The 16882-nt window shown below is 73.7% G+C and carries 21 protein-coding genes; 10 read left to right on the forward strand and 11 right to left on the reverse strand.

Annotation, left to right across the window (positions count from 1 at the left end; genetic code table 11):
- Both ABZ914_RS28355 and ABZ914_RS28360 read right to left on the reverse strand, forming a co-directional pair.
- Positions 1-1443: ATP-binding protein (locus ABZ914_RS28355; RefSeq protein ID WP_500196905.1), on the reverse strand; the 1443-nt coding region annotated here is incomplete at its 3' end.
- 7 nt (positions 1444-1450) lie between these two features.
- Positions 1451-1837, reverse strand: coding sequence for a YybH family protein (locus ABZ914_RS28360; protein ID WP_190856129.1), 387 nt, complete (start codon positions 1835-1837; stop codon positions 1451-1453).
- Positions 1838-1894: 57 nt separating this feature from the next.
- Between ABZ914_RS28360 and ABZ914_RS28365 the strand changes: the two genes are divergently transcribed.
- Positions 1895-2257: a winged helix-turn-helix transcriptional regulator gene (locus tag ABZ914_RS28365; protein ID WP_433242157.1), complete on the forward strand. Its 363-nt coding sequence runs from the start codon at positions 1895-1897 to the stop codon at positions 2255-2257.
- Between the two features lie 13 nt (positions 2258-2270).
- Here ABZ914_RS28365 and ABZ914_RS28370 read toward each other — a convergent pair whose 3' ends face one another.
- A complete protein-coding gene (locus tag ABZ914_RS28370; protein ID WP_500196907.1) occupies positions 2271-2735 on the reverse strand; it encodes a MarR family winged helix-turn-helix transcriptional regulator in 465 nt (154 codons plus the stop codon).
- A gap of 88 nt (positions 2736-2823) precedes the next feature.
- On the opposite strand from ABZ914_RS28370, the gene ABZ914_RS28375 reads away from it, so the two are divergent.
- Together ABZ914_RS28375 and ABZ914_RS28380 are read left to right on the forward strand one after the other, a co-directional pair.
- Complete coding sequence (locus tag ABZ914_RS28375) at positions 2824-3003, forward strand: hypothetical protein (protein WP_190856127.1); 180 nt, start codon at positions 2824-2826, stop codon at positions 3001-3003.
- 11 nt (positions 3004-3014) lie between these two features.
- Entirely contained in the window at positions 3015-3212 is a 198-nt protein-coding gene (locus tag ABZ914_RS28380) for a hypothetical protein (protein WP_500196910.1), read from the forward strand.
- On the opposite strand, the gene ABZ914_RS28385 is transcribed toward ABZ914_RS28380, so the two are convergent.
- Entirely contained in the window at positions 3206-3778 is a 573-nt protein-coding gene (locus ABZ914_RS28385; RefSeq protein ID WP_500196911.1) for a cysteine hydrolase family protein, read from the reverse strand. The genes ABZ914_RS28380 and ABZ914_RS28385 overlap by 7 nt on opposite strands.
- A gap of 97 nt (positions 3779-3875) precedes the next feature.
- Here ABZ914_RS28385 and ABZ914_RS28390 point away from each other — a divergent pair, with 97 nt between their 5' ends.
- Positions 3876-4535: a PhzF family phenazine biosynthesis protein gene (locus ABZ914_RS28390; RefSeq protein WP_500196913.1), complete on the forward strand. Its 660-nt coding sequence runs from the start codon at positions 3876-3878 to the stop codon at positions 4533-4535.
- Between the two features lie 21 nt (positions 4536-4556).
- Positions 4557-5315, forward strand: a complete 759-nt coding sequence (locus ABZ914_RS28395) for a class I SAM-dependent methyltransferase (protein ID WP_500196915.1) — start codon at positions 4557-4559, stop codon at positions 5313-5315.
- Positions 5316-5392: 77 nt separating this feature from the next.
- On the opposite strand, the gene ABZ914_RS28400 is transcribed toward ABZ914_RS28395, so the two are convergent.
- From ABZ914_RS28400 to ABZ914_RS28415, 4 genes are all read right to left on the reverse strand, one after another.
- Positions 5393-6613, reverse strand: a complete 1221-nt coding sequence (locus ABZ914_RS28400; RefSeq protein ID WP_500196916.1) for an epoxide hydrolase family protein — start codon at positions 6611-6613, stop codon at positions 5393-5395.
- A gap of 66 nt (positions 6614-6679) precedes the next feature.
- The gene (locus ABZ914_RS28405; RefSeq protein ID WP_500196918.1) at positions 6680-7084 is read right to left on the reverse strand and encodes a nuclear transport factor 2 family protein; all 405 of its coding nucleotides are present in this window, start codon (positions 7082-7084) and stop codon (positions 6680-6682) included.
- A 135-nt stretch (positions 7085-7219) separates the two neighbouring features.
- Positions 7220-8029, reverse strand: coding sequence for a hypothetical protein (locus ABZ914_RS28410; RefSeq protein ID WP_500196920.1), 810 nt, complete (start codon positions 8027-8029; stop codon positions 7220-7222).
- A gap of 147 nt (positions 8030-8176) precedes the next feature.
- Entirely contained in the window at positions 8177-8710 is a 534-nt protein-coding gene (locus ABZ914_RS28415) for a DinB family protein (protein ID WP_500196921.1), read from the reverse strand.
- Positions 8711-8997: 287 nt separating this feature from the next.
- On the opposite strand from ABZ914_RS28415, the gene ABZ914_RS28420 reads away from it, so the two are divergent.
- Positions 8998-9348 carry a YidH family protein gene (locus tag ABZ914_RS28420; protein ID WP_190856119.1) on the forward strand — a complete coding sequence of 117 codons (351 nt, stop codon included), beginning with the start codon at positions 8998-9000 and terminating at the stop codon, positions 9346-9348.
- Between the two features lie 48 nt (positions 9349-9396).
- Here ABZ914_RS28420 and ABZ914_RS28425 read toward each other — a convergent pair whose 3' ends face one another.
- The 3 genes from ABZ914_RS28425 to ABZ914_RS28435 form a co-directional block, all read right to left on the reverse strand.
- Complete coding sequence (locus ABZ914_RS28425; RefSeq protein WP_500196923.1) at positions 9397-10614, reverse strand: lipase family protein; 1218 nt, start codon at positions 10612-10614, stop codon at positions 9397-9399.
- 198 nt (positions 10615-10812) lie between these two features.
- Positions 10813-11568 (reverse strand): endonuclease/exonuclease/phosphatase family protein, encoded by a 756-nt coding sequence (locus tag ABZ914_RS28430; protein ID WP_500196925.1) that lies wholly within the window; start codon positions 11566-11568, stop codon positions 10813-10815.
- 147 nt (positions 11569-11715) lie between these two features.
- Entirely contained in the window at positions 11716-12699 is a 984-nt protein-coding gene (locus ABZ914_RS28435; RefSeq protein ID WP_500196926.1) for a GlxA family transcriptional regulator, read from the reverse strand.
- A gap of 71 nt (positions 12700-12770) precedes the next feature.
- Between ABZ914_RS28435 and ABZ914_RS28440 the strand changes: the two genes are divergently transcribed.
- From ABZ914_RS28440 to ABZ914_RS28455, 4 genes are all read left to right on the forward strand, one after another.
- Complete coding sequence (locus ABZ914_RS28440) at positions 12771-14207, forward strand: MFS transporter (RefSeq protein ID WP_500196927.1); 1437 nt, start codon at positions 12771-12773, stop codon at positions 14205-14207.
- A gap of 238 nt (positions 14208-14445) precedes the next feature.
- The gene (locus tag ABZ914_RS28445) at positions 14446-14802 is read left to right on the forward strand and encodes a hypothetical protein (RefSeq protein WP_190856115.1); all 357 of its coding nucleotides are present in this window, start codon (positions 14446-14448) and stop codon (positions 14800-14802) included.
- A gap of 90 nt (positions 14803-14892) precedes the next feature.
- Entirely contained in the window at positions 14893-15990 is a 1098-nt protein-coding gene (locus ABZ914_RS28450; protein WP_500196929.1) for an LLM class flavin-dependent oxidoreductase, read from the forward strand.
- Positions 15987-16882: AraC-like ligand-binding domain-containing protein (locus ABZ914_RS28455; RefSeq protein ID WP_500196931.1), on the forward strand; the 896-nt coding region annotated here is incomplete at its 3' end. The genes ABZ914_RS28450 and ABZ914_RS28455, both read left to right, overlap by 4 nt.

The raw sequence follows: 16882 nt of genomic DNA on the forward strand, positions 1-16882 counted from the left end.
CGTCCGGTGCCGCTCGTCGGCGGTGCGGGGGCCGCGCGCCGGGACGCCGAGCCGGTCGTCGAGCCGTCCCGCGAGGTCGGCGACGTCCATGGTGCGCAGCCGCGCCGCCGCCAGCTCGATCGCGAGCGGCAGGTCGTCGAGCGCCGCGCAGATCCGCCGGACGGCCCGCGGGTCCGCCGCGAACCCGCGCCGCACCGCCGACGCCCGCGCGGTGAACAGCCGGACGGCCGCGTCGCCGTCCAGCGGGCGGACGGGCCACAGGTGCTCGCCGGTGATGCCGAGCGGTTCGCGGCTCGTCGCGAGGACGCGCAGGTCCGGGCACGCGGCGAGCAGCCGCGCGGCGAGCGCGGCGACCGCGTCCACGATGTGCTCGCAGTTGTCCAGGACGAGCAGCAGTGGCCGGTCGGCGAGCGCCGCGACGAGCCGCTCCTCCGGGGCCTTCGCGGCGTCCGGGGTCTGGAGGCCCGACTCGCGCAGGCCGAGCGCGCCGAGCAGCGCGCGGGGCAGCGACGCGCCGTCCCGCAGCGGCGCCAGCTCGGCGAAGCACGCCGGCCCGGCCGCGCCGCGGCCGCCGGTCCGGCCCGCCACCTCGACGGCCAGCCGCGTCTTCCCGACCCCGCCGGGCCCGGTCAGCGTCACCAGCCGCGCGGAACCGAGCAGGTCGGCGACGCCTTCGACGTCGCCGTCACGGCCGATGAGCGCGGTCAGCGGCGCGGGCGGCCGCACCGGCGCCGGAGCGGGATCGCCGCGCAGCAGGTCCCGGTGCAGGGCGGCGAGGTCCCCGGACGGGTCCGTGCCGAGCTCGTCGGCGAGGCGCCGCCGCGTCTCCTCGAACACCAGGAGCGCCTCGGCCCGGCCGCCGCCGTCCCGCAGCGCCCGCATCAGCAGCCCGGCGAGCCGCTCGCGCAGCGGATGCCGTCCGAGGAGTTCCCGCAGCTCGGGCACGACGTCGCGATGGCGGCCCCGGCACACGTCGGCCTCGATCCGGTCTTCGAGGGCGGCGAGCCGCCGCTCGTCGAGCCGCGCCGCCTCGGTCTCGGCCCGCTGCACGTCGGCGAGCGCCGGCCCGCGCCACAGGGCCAGCGCCTCGCCGAGGAGCGCGGCCGCCCGTTCGGGATCGCCGTCGCGCAGCGCGGCGCGTCCCTCGTCCGCGAGGCGTTCGAACCGTCCCGCGTCCACGTCGCCGGGTTCGACCGCGATCCGGTACCCGCCGCCGGCCCGCTCGATCGCCGCGCCCGCGCCGAGCGCCGCCCGCAGCCGCGACACCTGGGAGTGCAGCGCGTGGCCCGCCGTCCCGCCCTCCGCCAGCCGGTCCGCCGGCACCGCCGCGCCCGGGCGGACGAGCAGCAGCGCCAGCAGCGCCCGCCGGGCCGGGCCGCCGAGCGGCACCTCCTCGCCGCCGTCCCGCCACGCCCGGGTCTCGCCCAGGATTCCGAACCGCATGCCCGGATCATCCCAGCCCGGCGACCCCGAACGGGTTGTCGACGGCGTACCGCCAGCAGCCGTCCGCGCCGCGCCGGGCCACGTCCGTCGCGGTGCCCTCGATGCGGACCGGGGCGCCGTCCGGGCCGGTGCCGTCGATCACCCAGTCGACGATCAGCAGCGCGACGTCGCCCGCCGCGTAGACGTGCCGCGGCGTGACCTCGATCGGCACCCCGAGGGCCACGAACCGCTCGTTGGCGGCGCGGGCCTCCGCGCCGCGCAGGCCGGACCCGGGCTCGGGCACGAACACCGCCCCGTCCTCGTAGAGTTCCGCCACCGCCGCGGTGTCCCCGCTGTTGAACCGCTCCTCGAACACCCGGGGGACGTCCTCGGGACGCGTCGCCGAACGCCGCATGGTGATCCTTCCGGTAGACAAGATCGTTGAGACGCGGCAACGCTAGGAGGCCCGTTCATGGCTCACCAAACGGTCAGTCGCCCGGGACTGCCCGCCGATCCCCGCGCGGACGCCGCCGCGCCGAGCCCGTCCTGCCCGGTGGAGATCGCCCTCGACGCGCTGCGCGGGCGGTGGACGACGCTGGTGATCCGCGAGCTGCTCCGCGGCGACCGCTCCTTCACCGCGCTCCGGGACGCGCTGCCCGCGCTGTCGGACAAGGTGCTCGCCGACCGGCTCGCCCACCTCGTCCGCGCCGGGGTGGCCGAGCGGCACCGCGAGCCGGGCGTGCCGCCGCGCACCCGCTACAGCCTCACCGAGAGGGGGCGGCGCCTCGGGCCGGTGCTGCAGGCCCTGTGGGACTGGGGCGCCGCGGCGCCCTGACCGGGTCGCGGCGTCACGGGGCGGCGCGGGTGGCGGCGGCGATGACGCGGGTGAGGGTGCCGTGCAGGTCCTCCAGCTCGTCGAGGCCCATGCCGAGCCTGTCCATGATCGTGGCCGGGATCTTCTCCGCCTGCTCGCGGAGGGCCCGGCCGCTCTCGGTGACGGTGACGGCGAGCAGCCGCTCGTCGCGGCTGTCGCGCTGGCGGCGGATGAGGTCGGCGGACTCCAGCCGCTTGAGCAGCGGCGACAGCGTACCCGGGTCGAGCTGCAGCAGCCGGCTCAGCTCCTTGACCGACAGCTGCTCGTGCTCCCAGAGCGCCAGCATCACCAGGTACTGCGGATGCGTCAGCCCCATCGGCTCCAGGATGGGGCGGTAGAGCGCGAGCACGCTGCGCGACGCCACCACCAGCGCGAAGCAGACCTGGTTCTCCAGCGCCAGCGGGTCGGGGACGGGGACGTCGTCCAGATCACGTGCCACGGTTCCTCCACTCGCCGGGGGCTTCGGCTATAAAGGTTACTACCGCAACGTTTTGTACACCAACGGTTGGCGAGGCAACGGAGGACGCATGTTCCGCAGGGCACCCCTGGAAGAGCGCATCGCCCGCCGCCAGGCCGAGCTCGGACCCCGCCCCCGCGGCGGCGGCCAGTTCGACCACCCCACCGCCAAGTACCTGTTCGTCGGGCTGCTGGCGGTCACCGTGGCCGCACACGTCATCGGCGGCGTCCTGTTCGCCGTCATGGGCTGAGAGGGGAACGCATGGCGCTCCGACGGCCGTCCTTCCTGCCGTCCCTGGACGAACTGGAGCAGCAGGCCCAGGACCGCTCGGCGCAGACCGCCCGGAAGGGCTCGCAGTTCGACCATCCGACCGCCAAGTACCTGTTCATGGTCATGCTCGTGGTGACCGTGGTCGCGCACGTGGTCGCCGGCGTCGTCTTCCTGGTGATGGGTCACTGACCGCCGAGGCCGGCGACCCACTCCGCGCTCGTCATGACGTCGGCCTCGCGCGGGAAGAACCGCTCGACCAGGAACCGGTGCGTCTCCTCGTCGGCGTCGTCGCACCCGTCCGACAGGACGATCTGCGCGTACTGCCGCTCCGTCGCGTCCCGCAGGGCGCTGATGACGACGCCGCTGGTCGCCAGGCCGGTCAGCACGAGCGTCCCGGCTCCGCGCGCGCGGAGCAGCGCGTCCAGGTCCGTGCCGGCGAACGGGCTGAAGAAGCGCTTGTCGAGGACGGGCTCGCCGGGCAGCGGCGCCACCGCCGGATGGATCCCGCTCTCCGGGTTCGACTCGGTGATGACGTCCGTGCCGGCCAGCCCCCGGAACGGCTTGTTCAGCGGCCCGATCTCGGGATGCCCGTCGCGGTGCACGACCCGGACGTGGATCACCGGGACGCCCGCCGCGCGGGCCGCCGCCACCGTCTCCGCCAGCCGGGCGAGGTACCGGTCCGCCCGGTCCCCGAGCTGCGCCACCACGACGCGCTGGACGTCCATCACCAGAAGGGCCTGCATGCTCGCGTTCACGGCGGACATCCCACCGCACGCCGGAACGCGGCGTCCAACAGCCGTCCGGCCGGATCGACAACGGCCGGTTGTAGCCGCAGCGTGGTTGACTGGCCGGATGATCGACCATGAGGTGCTGCGCGTCTTCTGCGGACCGGACGGCGCGCACGGCAACCCGCTCGGGGTCGTCCGCGACGGCGCCGCCGTGCCCGGCGAGGAGCGCCGCCAGGCGGTCGCCGGGGAGCTCGGCTTCAGCGAGACGATCTTCATCGACGACGCCGCGCGCGGCGCCATCGACATCTACACGCCGTCCGCCCGGCTGCCGTTCGCAGGGCATCCGTGCGTCGGCGCCGCCTGGCTGCTCGGCGTGCCGGCCCTGGTCACGGCGGCGGGCCTGGTGGACGTCCGGCGCGACGGCGACCTCACCTGGATCGCCGGGCGGCCCGAGTGGGCGCCCGGCCGCACGCTGCGCGAGTACGGGTCCGCCGGGGTGGTCGACGCGCTCCCCGTCCCGCCGCCCGGCGAGTGGATCTACGCGTGGGCGTGGCAGGACGAGCCGTCCGGCCGGGTCCGCGCCCGCGGCTTCCCCGGCCGCGGCGACGGCATCGACGAGGACGAGGCGACCGGCGCCGCCGCGCTGCTGCTCACGGCCCGGCTCGGCCGCCCGCTCGTCGTCACCCAGGGGCGCGGCTCCCAGATCATGACGATGCCGCGGCCCGGCGGCCTCGTCGAGGTGGCCGGGCGGGTCCGGCGGGACGGGCCCGAACAAACCGGTTGACCCGGCTGCGAGCATGGCCTCATGGACCGCACGTTCGATGACCTGGTGGACGAGGCCGCCGCCGCACCCGTCGACGGCTGGGACTTCTCCTGGCTGGCCGGCCGGGCGACCGAGCAGCGGCCCTCGTGGGGGTATCAGCGGCTGATGAGCGGGCGGCTCGCGCACGCCACCGCCGCGCTGGACCTGCAGACCGGCGGCGGCGAGGTGCTCGCCGAGGCCCCGGCGTTCCCGCCGACGATGGTCGCGACCGAGGCGTGGCCGCCGAACGTCGCCAAGGCGACCCGGCTGCTGCACCCCCGGGGCACCGCCGTGGTCGTCCACCCCGAGGAGCCGCCGCTGCCGTTCGCCGACGGCGCCTTCGACCTGGTCACCAGCCGCCATCCCGCCGTCGTCGAGTGGGGCGAGATCGCCCGGGTCCTCGCGCCCGGCGGCACCTACCTCGCCCAGCACGTCGGCCCCGCCAGCGTCTTCGAGGTGACCGAGTACTTCCTCGGCCCGCAGCCCGAGGCGCGCGCCAAGCGCGACCCCGAGATCGAGAGCGCGGACGCCCGCGCCGCCGGCCTCGACGTCGTCGACCTGCGCACGGAGCGGCTCCGCATGGAGTTCTTCGACATCGGCGCGGTCGTGTACTTCCTGCGCAAGGTGATCTGGATCGTTCCCGGCTTCACCGTCGAGCGCCACCGCGACCGGCTCCGGGAGCTGGACGAGCGGATCAGGCGCGACGGGCCGTTCGTCGCGCACTCGTCCCGGTCCCTCTTCGAGGCCCGCAAGCCGCTGTGAGCGGGGCCCGGCCGAAACCGGGCCCCGCCACAGGGCTCACGAGTCCGTGATCGATCGGTACGGGGTGATCTACCGGGTCAGCGGCGGCCGCGGAACGTGCGGCGGAGGTCGGCGACCCACTCCTCGGGGATCTCCCACGGGATGAAGTGGCCGCCGCGGTCGTGGGCCGTGAGGTTGACGTGGTTGTACCAGGCGCCGCGGCTGCTCTCGACGAACTGCTCGACCCGCCGCTCGGTGGTGACGCCCGGCGGGTTCTCGTAGGCGACGAACGTGATGCCGGTCGGTGCCTCGACCACGGGCCACCGGTCGTGCGACGGCGTCCACGGGTACCGGTTGTTGTTGGCGTACGTCCGGACGGACGTGCCGATCGAGTTGGTCACCCAGAAGATCATCGCGTGGGTGAGCAGGTCGTCCCGGGCGAACACCGTCTCGATGTCGCCGCCGTCGTCGCTCCACCGCGTCCACCGCTGCAGGATCCAGGCGAGCATCCCGGCGGGCGAGTCGGACAGCCCGTACGCCAGCGTGGACGGCTCCAGCATGTGCGCCACGAGATGCACGGCGAACCGCCGCTCCATCTCCATGGCGCGCTCCCGGATGCCGGGCGGGCCGTCCGGGAGGGGCCGCCCGCCCGTGATGTCCCACCCCCGGTCGCCGTTGAACAGGGTGAGCATCTGGCCGGAGCCGATGTGGATCCCGTGCAGCTCGCCGGCGTACTTGTGCCCGAGCTGGCCGGTGACCATGGCGCCGACGTCGCAGCCCGCCGCCGCGTACCGCTCGTACCCGAGCGTCCGGGTCATCAGGACGTGCCAGAGGTCGGCGACCTTCCAGAAGTTCATGTCCGGGTGGTCCGGCAGCGGGCCGGAGAACCCGAACCCCGGGAACGACGGGACGATCACGTCGAACGCCTCGGCGGGATCGCCGCCGTGCGCCCCCGGATCCGCCAGCGGGTCGACGACCTTGGCCCAGTGCCAGAACGTCCAGGGCCAGCCGTGGGTGAGGATCAGCGGCGTCGGGTTCGGGCCGACGCCCGGCCGGCGCATGAAGTGCACCGGCACGCCCTCGACGTCCACGCGGTAGTGCTCGTAGGCGTTGATGGCGGCCTCGGCCTTGCGCCAGTCGTACCCGTCCCGCCAGTACTCGACGAGCCCCTGGAGGTAGGAGCGCTTCACGCCGTAGTAGCCGTCGTCGTTGCCGGCGTCGTCCGGCCAGCGCGTCAGCGCCAGCCGCTGCCGCAGGTCGTCGAGCACGCCGTCGGGCACATGGATCGGTTCCGGTTCCAGCGGGAACGGGCTGGTCATCGTCGCCTCCTGCGGCCGGTCGAGCGGACCCGGCGAATATATCACCCACTTATTTAAGTTTCTGATCTAATTTTCCCCGAGCTCCCGCGTGACCTGGTCGACCCGCTCGATGCGGCCGTCAGGCGCCAGCCGCCCGAACATGTAGATCTCCGCCGCGAACGTCGCGCCCTTCCGCATCCGGGTGCGGAGCGTGTACCGCGCCGCGAACCGGTCGCCGGAGACCAGCGCCTCGTGGACCTCCAGGCCCGCCCGGCCGGCGGCGGCCATCGCCTCGCGGTCGACGTTCCTGCGGACCGGCCGGGCGTGGTCGATCATCCGCCGCCGGTCGATCACGAGCCCGTCGTTGCAGTACGCGAAGTCCGGCACGAAGTACCGGTCGAGGATCGCGCCCGGCTCCTCGTCGGAGACGGCCATGTCCCGGGTGTAGCCGATGAGGAAGTCGCTCAGGTCGCGCGCCGAACGGATCGCCATGGGAGTGCCCCTTCGTAGGAGTACGGCATACGCTTACGTCTCCCCGGCAACGCACGACACCCCCGCAGGGTTCCGGCACGGCTCAGCGGGCCTGCGCCGGGAGCGTGGCGCGGGCCCGCCGTCAGCGGACGGGCGTCACTTCGTGCGGACGGCCATCTTCGGGTACATCTCCGAGTACTGCTTGCCGCCGAAGTACGAGGTGAGCTGCGCGTGGTTCTTCCCGGAGGCCGACGGGAGGCCGCCGCGGAAGTCCGCGATCGGCGCGGTGAGACCGCAGCCGTTGGTCTTCGGCACGGCGAACGTGTCGTCGGTGGCGTTGATCTTGACCCAGAACGTGCCGTCCGGGCCCGGGGCCGCGGTGATGTCCGCCAGGTCGAGGTCGAGGGAGATCGGCGCGGTGGCGGAGCCGACGAAGCAGTTGTCGCCGAGCAGCTGGTTGATCAGCTTGATCTTCAGGTCGAGCCGGGTCTTGCGGTTGACGATGTCGAGGTCGATCTTCCCGGCGTACTGGGGCTTCACCTTCAGCGCGAACAGCGGGATCTTCTCGGTGCCGGGGATGCCGAGGGCGCCGCCCGCCACCGGCATCGCCGTGCTGCGCATCTTCACGAACTTGGAGATCTCCGCCCCGGTCTTCGGGTCGGTGCCGGCCAGCAGGGTGATCCGCATCGGCGCGGTGATCTGCTGGTCGATGTTGCCGATCTTCATGCTGCCGCCGCTGGTCACCAGCACGTTGCAGTACCAGTCCGCGGGGTCGGCGCCGACCGGCAGGACGTCGGGGCAGTCCGACAGGTCCAGCGAGGCGGGCGGCGCGTCGGCGGGCGTGGCCGCCTGGGCGCGCGGCTTCGGGGCGGCCTGCGCGGACGCGGCGGACGCGGCGGACAGGGCGGTGGCGGCGAGTCCCGCCGACAGGGACAGCACGGCCAGCCGCTTCATCAGGGACGACACAGGGATCCTCTCGCTGGGGGTGGAACCGCGGCGGGGGGCGTGCCGAGACGACCGGACCGGCGGTCCGGGCTACTCGCGAGTATGGAGCGATCCAACCGGGCTAAGAGATCATGTGTCAATAGGGCCGACGCGCCTGTTCCGGGCTGTTCAGGGCCGGTGCGGGTAGAGGTCCCGCAGGACGCCGAGCTCGGCCGAGTGGTGGGTGAACTCGTCCAGCACGTGCAGGGCCGTGTCGATCGCCGGGTAGTCGGCGTAGCCGAAGAAGGCGGGGCCGGACGGCTCCCACAGCCGTTCCTCGGTCATCGCCTCGAAAGGCTCGCGCCAATGGACGCGAAAGGCCGTCTCGAGGAACCGGAGCCCGCCCGCGGCCGTTCCGGAGAATTCGACCTCGTCGAGCGTGATGTTGCGGCCCTGGAAAAGCCGGGTCCCGTAGTCGATGAAGGTCAGGCCGATATGGCCGATGCGCCAGGCGAGGGTCGCGATCGGGACCGGATCGGGGGCGGGACCCCCACCGCCCTCGGCGTCGATGAGCCAGCGGCCCGCGGCGTCCGGGCGGATCGTCCAGCCGTCCGGGGCGGGCTCCCACAGGTACTCGTCGTCGGTGAGGCCGTCGAGACGGCCGCTGGTCCGCCGCCATACCTCGTCGAATGTCCGGCCGATCGATTCGCGGACACTGGTCACGGGATATCCCTCCTGAGCACCGGCACCGGGCCACCGAGAATAGTCAACGGCGACAGGAATCGCAGTCAGGCGCCGGTAAAGCGAATACGCGCTCAGGAAGTGTTCGCGTAGCCCTGTGCCGTTCGTCCGCGCATTGCCGCGTGGCCGTGATCTCGTGCTCGCCGAGCCAGTCCGTGGTCGGCCGTCGGGTACCGGCTTGTCGTCCCGTTTCCCTCACAGGCTCATGAGCTGCGGATACCCGGGAATACAGAGGCGGAGCCACTCGCCTCTCCCTGGGAGGACCCGCCATGCAGGAACCCGCCGCGAAGGACGGCGGCGATCCCGACCTCGCCCGCGACCACCTCGCCAACGAGCGCACGTTCCTCGCCTGGATGCGGACGGCGGCCGGGGTGATGGTGCTCGGCCTCGCGGTCGCGAAGCTCGTCGAGGACGGCGGCGCGCGGTCCGTCGCCGCCGGGATCGTCCTGGTCGCGACGGGCGTGGCCGGGATGGTCTACGCGGGGGTGCGCTACCGGGCGGGCGCGGCCGCGATCGACGGGCGGCGGCCGTCTCCGGCCGGGCGCACGGCGGGGCCGCTGGCCGCGGGCGGCGTTCTGATCGCCGCGGTCGCCGCCGCACTGGCCCTGCTGCTCTGGTGAAACGCCGCGGGGGCGGGCCGCCGCCGGCCCGCCCTCGCAGCGCGCCGGTCAGCAGTCGTTGACGGGCGCCTTCCCGGCGAACCGGTCGTCCAGGAAGTTCACCGCGTCGTTCTGCCGCACGACCATCTCCAGGGCGTGCTCGCCGATGGCGTCGCGGACGACGTGCACGGTCGCACCGCGCGAGCACCACGCCTTCACCATCGCGTCGTCCTGCCCGACGGGGACGATCTCGTCGGTGTTGGCGTGGTAGTCGAACACGGGGACGGCGGGCGCCGCCGAGCCGAGGGTGTTGGCCTTCAGCACGGCCCGGACGCGCGGCACCGCCAGCGGGTCGGGGACGGTGCTGTAGTCGGCCAGCTTCTTGAACGGGAACGACGTGAGCAGGTCCGTCAGGCACTTGCCGGAGGCGTCCGCCATCGCCTGCTTGCCCTTGTCATTCATCAGCGCGTTGATGTCCATCTCCGGGTACTCGGCGCCGAGGCTGACGGCGGCGGCCGCCTCGAAGCCGGAGAAGACGCCGCCGTCCAGCGACCGCGCCACGGCCTCCGGGTCGGCGGGGATGCCGCCCATCGACGCCCCGGCGAGCGTCACGTCCGGCGCGTAGGACGGCTGGAGCTCCGCCGCCCAGCCGGTGGCCTGCGCGCCGCCGGAGTAGCCGGCGAGCGCCCACTTCGCCGTCGCGGGGAGCCCCGCGGCCGCGAACCGCCGCACGGCGCGGATCCCGTCGAGGACGGCGTGCCCGGCCTGGAGACCTCCCATGAACACCGACTTCGGGCCCTCGAAGTCGGGCATGACGACCGCCCATCCCTTGCTCAGCATCGGCCCGGCGTAGACGGCGGCGGTCGACGCGAACAGGTCGCCGGACGCCAGGCCGTAGGACGGGGCGCACTGCGTGCCGGTGGAGTCCTCGGCGGCCTGCACCGACACGACCGGCCGCGCGCCCGATCCGGTCCACGCCTTCTTCGGCACCAGCACCGAGGTGACCGCGAGTTCCGGCGTCCCGTGCGAGTCGTTGGTGCGGTACGAGACCTGCCAGGCGTTCGCGGTGTCGGCCACGTTCCCGGCCTTGGGCGTGAAGGCGCGGGAGGCGACGATCGCGCCCGGCGCGTAGCTGCCGATGTTCCCGGGCGCCTGGTAGAAGGGGTCCTTGTCCGGCGGGACGGAGCCCGGCACGGTGTCGGCCGAGGCCGGTGGCGCCAGGGCGGTCGCGGCGAGCGCGCCTGCGGCGGCGAGCGCCGCCGCGGCGCGGAGGGGGGAGCGTCTCATCACGGCCTCCGGGGTGGGGGCGAACCTGCCGAAACGGCAGCGTTCCACTAAGGTCCACTCACTGTAAGAGCCCACTTGCGCCGTGTTTATGGCCGGGACTGAGCAACTCCCCTCACCGATTGTGGGTACCGGCACCAAACCCGGGCGCCCCGTCCCCTCGCCCCATGGGACCGCCTCGCTAAAGGGAAAAGTGGGGGGCTACATGGAGAAGGCGGCGGCTATGCCGTAGTGGTCGGACAGGTGGCTCGCGCGGCCGTCCGGGAGGCGGATCTCGTCCTTGAAGACCAGGGTCGTGGTCGCCGTCAGCGGCGGGGTGGCGAGGATCTGGTCGATGGGTTCGAGGCTGAGTTCCGGTGTGGGACGGAAGGTGGTCGCGGGGTCGCCGTTCAGGACGTCCGCGAGGCCGGTGGCGTCGCGGAAGTCGCGGAGGACGGGCGACGACCTCGGGACGTTGAGGTCGCCCGCGACGATCAGGGGGTCGGTCAGGGCGGGATGGGCGAGCAGGTCCGCCAGCTGGGCGAGTTCGCCGGCCTCTATCCGGGTGTAGGGGTTGGTGAGGTCCCAGTCGTTGTCCCTGTTGGCGGTCAGGTGGGTGTTGACGATGGTGACGTGCTCGTCCCCCAACTGGACGCGGGTCAGCAGGGCGCCCTTGCGCAGGAGCCCTTCGAGGCGGGGACGGCCGGTGAACCGGTACGGGCGGAAATGGCGGCGGACGATCGGCCGCCGCGAAAGCGTGACGAGGCCGCCGCGGACGAGCGGGACGGACGGGCCGTGCGCGATGTGCGGGTACGACGGCGTCGCCGCGCGCAGCGCCGCGAGATTGAACGGGGAGACCACTTCCTGAAGGCAGACCACGTCGTACGACGAGTCCTCCAGGATTCCGGCGAGCGCTTTGATCCGGGCGCGGGAGTCGCCTCGGAAGAGGGTGTTGAACGTCAGCAGGCCGATGTTCACGGGCGGCCCGCGAGGTGCCGGGCGGCGAAGGTCATCGGGTAGCGGGGTGCGGGGGCGGTGCGCCGCGCGTCGTCCCATGGGGCCATGGACGCCACGATAGGCGCCGCGGCGTCGCGGCAAGGGCCGCCGGGGTTCAAGATTCGTCGATCAGCCGACCGGGACGCGGCGGTGGGCGCGCCTGTACTCGCTCGGGGTGACGCCGAGTTCGCGGGCGAAGTGGGTGCGGAGGTTCGGGGCGGTGCCGAGGCCGCATTTCTCGGCGACGAGGTCGATGGAGAGGTCGGTCTCCTCCAGGAGCTCCCGGGCGCGGATGACGCGCTGGGCGAGGAGCCATTGCAGCGGGGTCGTCCCCGTCTCGGCGTGGAAGCGGCGGATGAGGGTGCGGCCGGTCAGGCCGGCGCGGGCCGCGAGGTCGGCGGTGGTGAGGGGCCGGTCGAGGCGCGCCAGCGCCCACTGCAGGACGGGCCCGAGGCCGTCGGCGCGGCCGGACGGCGGCAGCGGCGTCTCGACGTACTGGGCCTGGCCGCCCGTGCGGTGCGGCGGGACGACCATCTGCCGGGCGACGGCGTTGGCGACGTCCGCGCCGAGGTCCTGCCGGATGAGGTGCAGGCACAGGTCGATGCCGGCGCTGTTGCCGGCGCCGGTGAGCAGGTCGCCGTCGTCGATGTACAGGACGGACGTGTCGGCCTCGACGGACGGGAACCGGTCGCGCAGGACGGGCGCGTGCTTCCAGTGCAGCGCGGTGCGGCGGCCGTCGAGGAGGCCGGCGGCGGCGAGGACGAACGCGCCCGAGCAGAGCGACACGATGCGGGCGCCGCGGGCGTACGCGGCGCGGACCGCGTCGACGACCTGCGGCGACGGGTCGTCGAGCACGTTCCCGGTCGCCGGGACGATCACCGTGTCGGCCGTCTCCAGGGCGTCCAGCCCGTGCGGGGCGACGATCTGGAACGCGCCGGGCAGGTCGTGCTGGCCGGACGAGCCGCGCAGCCGGGACGCGCCCTCCGAGCAGAGCCGCACGTCGTACCAGGGGCCGGTGTGCGCCGGGGGCGGCGAGCCGAACAGCTGGCAGGGGATGGCGACCTCGAAGATCGGTGCGCCGGGGACGACCAGGATCGCCAGGCTCCGCGTCATGTCAGTAATCTATCGAATGCTGTCAATCCTGCCACTCGTGGCCGGTTCGGCCGCTCTCGATCATTGACGGCATGAACGCACGGATGAAGGCCCGGCCGGCGAGCGTCCCGGCCCGGAAGGACGTGGCAGAGGCCCCCGGAGGAGCCGAGAGACCGGGAGCGCGGCGGTGGCTCGTGCTCGCGGTCGCGTCGACGGCGCAGTTCCTGGCGATCCTCGACCTGTTCGCGGTGAGCGTCGCGTTCCCGGCGCTGCGGCGCACGTTCGACGGCGCGCCGCTGCCGCAGGTGTCGTGGGTGCTGAACGCCTACACGATCGTGCTCGCGGCGCTGCTCGTCCCGGCGGGGCGGCTCGCCGACGACACGAGCCGCAAGAAGAGCTTCCTCGCCGGCATGGCGCTGTTCGGCGCCGCGTCGGTGGCGTGCGCGGTGGCGCCGACCCTGCCCGCGCTGGTCGCGGCGCGGGTCGTCCAGGCGGCGGCGGGCGCGGTGCTCGTCCCGACGTCGCTCGGGCTGGCGCTGCCCGCGTTCCCCAAGCGCGAGCACCCGACGGTGATGGGGATCTGGACGGCGGTGGCCGCGCTCGGCGGCGGCTGCGGGCCGGTGCTCGGCGGGCTGCTGCTGATGGCGGGCTGGCGCTGGATCTTCCTGATCAACGTGCCGGTGACGGCGGCGGCGATCCTGGCCGGCCGGCGGCTGCTGCCGGACACGCCGCGCAAGGCGCGGCAGCGGCTCGACCTGCTCGGGTCGGCGCTGGTGCTGGGCGCGGCGACGGCGCTGACCGCGCTGCTCGTCCAGGCGCCGGACTGGGGGTACGGGTCGGCGCGGACGATCGGGTGCGCGGTCGCGGCGGCCGTGCTCGGGACGCTGGCGGTCGCGCACATGCGGCGGCACCCGAACCCGGTGATCGGCCCCGACCTGTTCCGGCACCGGCCGTTCGCGGTCGCGGTGTCCGGGGTCTTCCTCTACTACCTGGTGTTCGCGGCGACGCTGGTGGCGGCGACGCTGTACTTCACGGGGGTGTGGCACTACCCGGTCGTCCGGGCGGGCGTGGGGATCGCGCCGATCCCGCTGTCGTGCATGGTGATGTCGCCGTTCTCCGGACGGATCGTCGGCCGGATCGGGGGGCGCGCGTCGGCGGTGCTGGGCGGGCTGGCGCTCGCGGTGGGCTGCGGCTGGTGGGCGGTGTTCGCGTCCGGCGAGCCGTCGTACCTGGCGATGTTCGTCCCGGGCGCGGTGCTGGTCGGGGTGAGCACGGCGCTGCTGCAGCCGCCGCTGTTCGGGTCGGCGGCGTCGCTGCCCGCGGAGCGGCTGTCGCTGGGGTCGGCGGTGCTGATGATGGCGCGGCAGATCAGCTCGGCGCTCGGCGTCGCGGTGCTGACCGTGCTGCTGGGGAACGGGGCGCACCCGTCGGTGGCGGACTTCCGGCACGGCTGGCTGTTCATGGTCGCCGCGGCGCTGCTCTCCGCACTGGTTTCCCGGTATTTCCGGACGGATCACAATAATCAGTAGAAATGCCATAAATAGCCTGGACCGGCTAGCCGGAATGCGCGGCCGGCTATCCGGTTAGCGTTGCGAACGAAGGACCGCTCGGGCATAGTGGGTCGCGCACGTTCTCGCGTTTCTCCTCCCCGGAAAGACGAAAGATCCGCCGACCCCCACCGAAGACCACCGATTTTCCGGAAAAACGCGACATACGTGACCTGGGACCCGCCATCACCCGCTCGCGACCGCGCCGGAAGGCCCTTCGATGCCCAGCGATCCCGCCCGCTCCCCGCTCGGCGACGACCGGTACGTCTGCTCCATGCCCGGATGCCGCCGCCCGTCCCGCTTCCAGATCCGCCTGGAGACCGGCGGCGGCGCCCCGGCGCCCGCACGGAGTCCGCGAAGTCCCCGGACTCCGGGCCGTGACGCGGCGTCCCGCACCGGCGACTCCTGCGGCAGGCACCTCACCGACGTCGTCCAGGCCCTGATCCACCGGTGCCGCGCCGGGTCCGGCGGCTCGGGGCGGATCGTCGTGTACGCGACGCCGGAGGGCCGGCATCCCAAGGAGAACGAACAGCCCGGCCCCTTCGACCGGCTCGCGCTCGGGATCATCCCGATATGACGGCCGGCGGCCATTGCCCGCAGCCGACGCCCTTCCGATACTGGGCAAAGTCGGACACATGCGGACGAGGCCGGACGAAGGTGAATCTCGATGGGATTCCAGCTTGGCTTGTTCTCCCCCAACACCGAATCGGGACTGGCGATAACCACGGTTCCGGAAAGGTGGCGAGCCACCTGGGACAACAATCTGCGCCTCGCCCGCCTCGCCGACGAGGCCGGGATCGACTTCCTGCTGCCCGTCGCCCGCTGGACCGACTGGGGCCCGGATACCGGCTTCCACCAGAGCGTCCTCGACCCGCTGGTCTGGGCGTCCGGAATGCTCGCGAGCACGACGCGACTGCGCGTCTTCACCACGGTCCACACCGCGTTCCACCACCCGATCGTCGCCGCCAAGCAGCTCGCGACCGCCGACCACCTCAGCCGGGGACGGGTCGGGCTGAACATCGTCGCGGGCTGGCACGCCCCCGAGTACGCGATGTTCGGCCTCACGCTCCCGGACGACCACGACACCCGGTACGCCTACGCGCAGGAGTGGTGGGACATCGTCCGGCGCATCTGGTCGAGCCCCGAGCCCTTCGACCACGACGGCCGGTACTTCCACCTCCGGCGGGTCGTCGGCGCGCCGAAGCCGTACAACGGGCGGAGCCTGCCGGTGATCAACGCCGGGTCGTCCCGGCAGGGCCGGTCGTTCGCCGCCCGCAACGCCGACCGCGCGTTCACGGTCGTCGCGGGCCCGGAGGACGGTGCGGAGGTCGTCGCGGCCATCCGCAAGGAGGCCGCGTCGTACGGCCGGGACGTCGGCGTCTTCACGCTGGGGCACGTCGTGTGCCGCCCCACGCGGGCCGAAGCGGAGGACTGGTTGCGCTACTACGCCGATGAGCACGCCGACTGGCCGGCGGTGGACGAGGTGATGCGCCTGCAGGGCCTGCACGCCCAGTCGTTCACGCCGGAGATGCTGCAGATCTACCGGGACCGGTTCGCCGCCGGGCACGGAAGCTGCCCGCTGGTCGGCGACCCCGACGACGTCGCCGACGGGATCGCCGCGTTCGCCCGCGCGGGCTTCGACGGGATCGCGCTGTCCTTCCTCGACTACGCCGGCGAGCTGGGCCACTTCGCCGCCGAGGTGATGCCGCGGCTGCGCGCCCGCGGCGTCCTGCCGCTGACCGCCGCCACGGACGGCCCGCCATGACCGCCCCCGCCGCACCGCCCCCGGGCGCGGAAGACGAACCGCCCCCGGATCCCGAGGCCGGGCCGCCGCCGGGCGCTGGGGACGTGCCGCCGCTGTCGCCGTACCGGCGGGTCGCCAGCGGCGACATCGACGTCCTGCACCGGACCGTCGAGCCGTACGCCGTCGGCCACGACCTCCAGGCCCGCGACCCCGCCCGCCCGCTGGACGGCCTGGTCAACGCGCTCGGCGTCGGCGCGGTCAAGCTCGTCTGGGTCCGCTACGGAGGCGCCGGCGTCATCGTCGACACCCCGCCGACCGAGGGCGCGTTCGCGCTGTGCGCGCCGATGGCGCCGATGGGCGTGGAGTACCGCCGGTCCGGCGGCCGCGCCACCGCTGGCGGCGGCCTCGTCGTCTCGCACGACGAGGCGATGCGGCTGACCCCGGACCCCCGGCACGGCTGCCTGGTGATCGCGACGAGCACCGGCCGGCTCGCCGACCACCTCGGCGGCTTCCTCGGCCGCGAGTACGACCCGCCGCTGCGCTTCCACAGCGTGGACGGCCCGGCCCTCGCGCCCGCGTCCGTCGTCGAGCGGACGTGGCGGCACGTCTGCGCCGTCCTCGACGACAGCGCGGCGACGGGCCTGCACCCCCTCGCGGCGCGCAGCCTGGAGGAGTCGCTGCTCACCGCGGTCCTGCTCGGCCTGCCGAACACCGCGACACCGGAGCTGGCGGAGCCGCCCCGGCGCGTCCCGCACCATCTCGCCGGGTTCATCCGCGAATGGGTGGAGGCGCACCACCGGCGGCCGATCGGCGCGTCCGACATCGCGGCGGCGGCCGGGATCGGCGTCCGGCAGCTCCAGGCGATCTGCCGCGCCCAGTGGGGCCTCACCCCGACGCAGCTGCTGCGCGGCGT

Origin of the sequence: Spirillospora sp. NPDC046719, assembly GCF_040645715.1 — a bacterium.
Lineage (GTDB): Bacteria > Actinomycetota > Actinomycetes > Streptosporangiales > Streptosporangiaceae > Spirillospora.

What these genes read in the sequence shown, in the direction of transcription:
- ABZ914_RS28360 (WP_190856129.1), bottom strand. Translation starts at nt 1,837, where the DNA reads ATGCGGCGTTCGGCGACGCGTCCCGAGGACGTCCCCCGGGTGTTCGAG.
- ABZ914_RS28365 (WP_433242157.1), top strand. Translation starts at nt 1,895, where the DNA reads ATGGCTCACCAAACGGTCAGTCGCCCGGGACTGCCCGCCGATCCCCGC.
- ABZ914_RS28375 (WP_190856127.1), top strand. Translation starts at nt 2,824, where the DNA reads ATGTTCCGCAGGGCACCCCTGGAAGAGCGCATCGCCCGCCGCCAGGCC.
- ABZ914_RS28380 (WP_500196910.1), top strand. Translation starts at nt 3,015, where the DNA reads ATGGCGCTCCGACGGCCGTCCTTCCTGCCGTCCCTGGACGAACTGGAG.
- ABZ914_RS28390 (WP_500196913.1), top strand. Translation starts at nt 3,876, where the DNA reads ATGATCGACCATGAGGTGCTGCGCGTCTTCTGCGGACCGGACGGCGCG.
- ABZ914_RS28395 (WP_500196915.1), top strand. Translation starts at nt 4,557, where the DNA reads ATGGACCGCACGTTCGATGACCTGGTGGACGAGGCCGCCGCCGCACCC.
- ABZ914_RS28400 (WP_500196916.1), bottom strand. Translation starts at nt 6,613, where the DNA reads ATGACCAGCCCGTTCCCGCTGGAACCGGAACCGATCCATGTGCCCGAC.
- ABZ914_RS28405 (WP_500196918.1), bottom strand. Translation starts at nt 7,084, where the DNA reads ATGGCGATCCGTTCGGCGCGCGACCTGAGCGACTTCCTCATCGGCTAC.
- ABZ914_RS28420 (WP_190856119.1), top strand. Translation starts at nt 8,998, where the DNA reads ATGCAGGAACCCGCCGCGAAGGACGGCGGCGATCCCGACCTCGCCCGC.
- ABZ914_RS28425 (WP_500196923.1), bottom strand. Translation starts at nt 10,614, where the DNA reads ATGAGACGCTCCCCCCTCCGCGCCGCGGCGGCGCTCGCCGCCGCAGGC.
- ABZ914_RS28435 (WP_500196926.1), bottom strand. Translation starts at nt 12,699, where the DNA reads ATGACGCGGAGCCTGGCGATCCTGGTCGTCCCCGGCGCACCGATCTTC.
- ABZ914_RS28440 (WP_500196927.1), top strand. Translation starts at nt 12,771, where the DNA reads ATGAACGCACGGATGAAGGCCCGGCCGGCGAGCGTCCCGGCCCGGAAG.
- ABZ914_RS28445 (WP_190856115.1), top strand. Translation starts at nt 14,446, where the DNA reads ATGCCCAGCGATCCCGCCCGCTCCCCGCTCGGCGACGACCGGTACGTC.
- ABZ914_RS28450 (WP_500196929.1), top strand. Translation starts at nt 14,893, where the DNA reads ATGGGATTCCAGCTTGGCTTGTTCTCCCCCAACACCGAATCGGGACTG.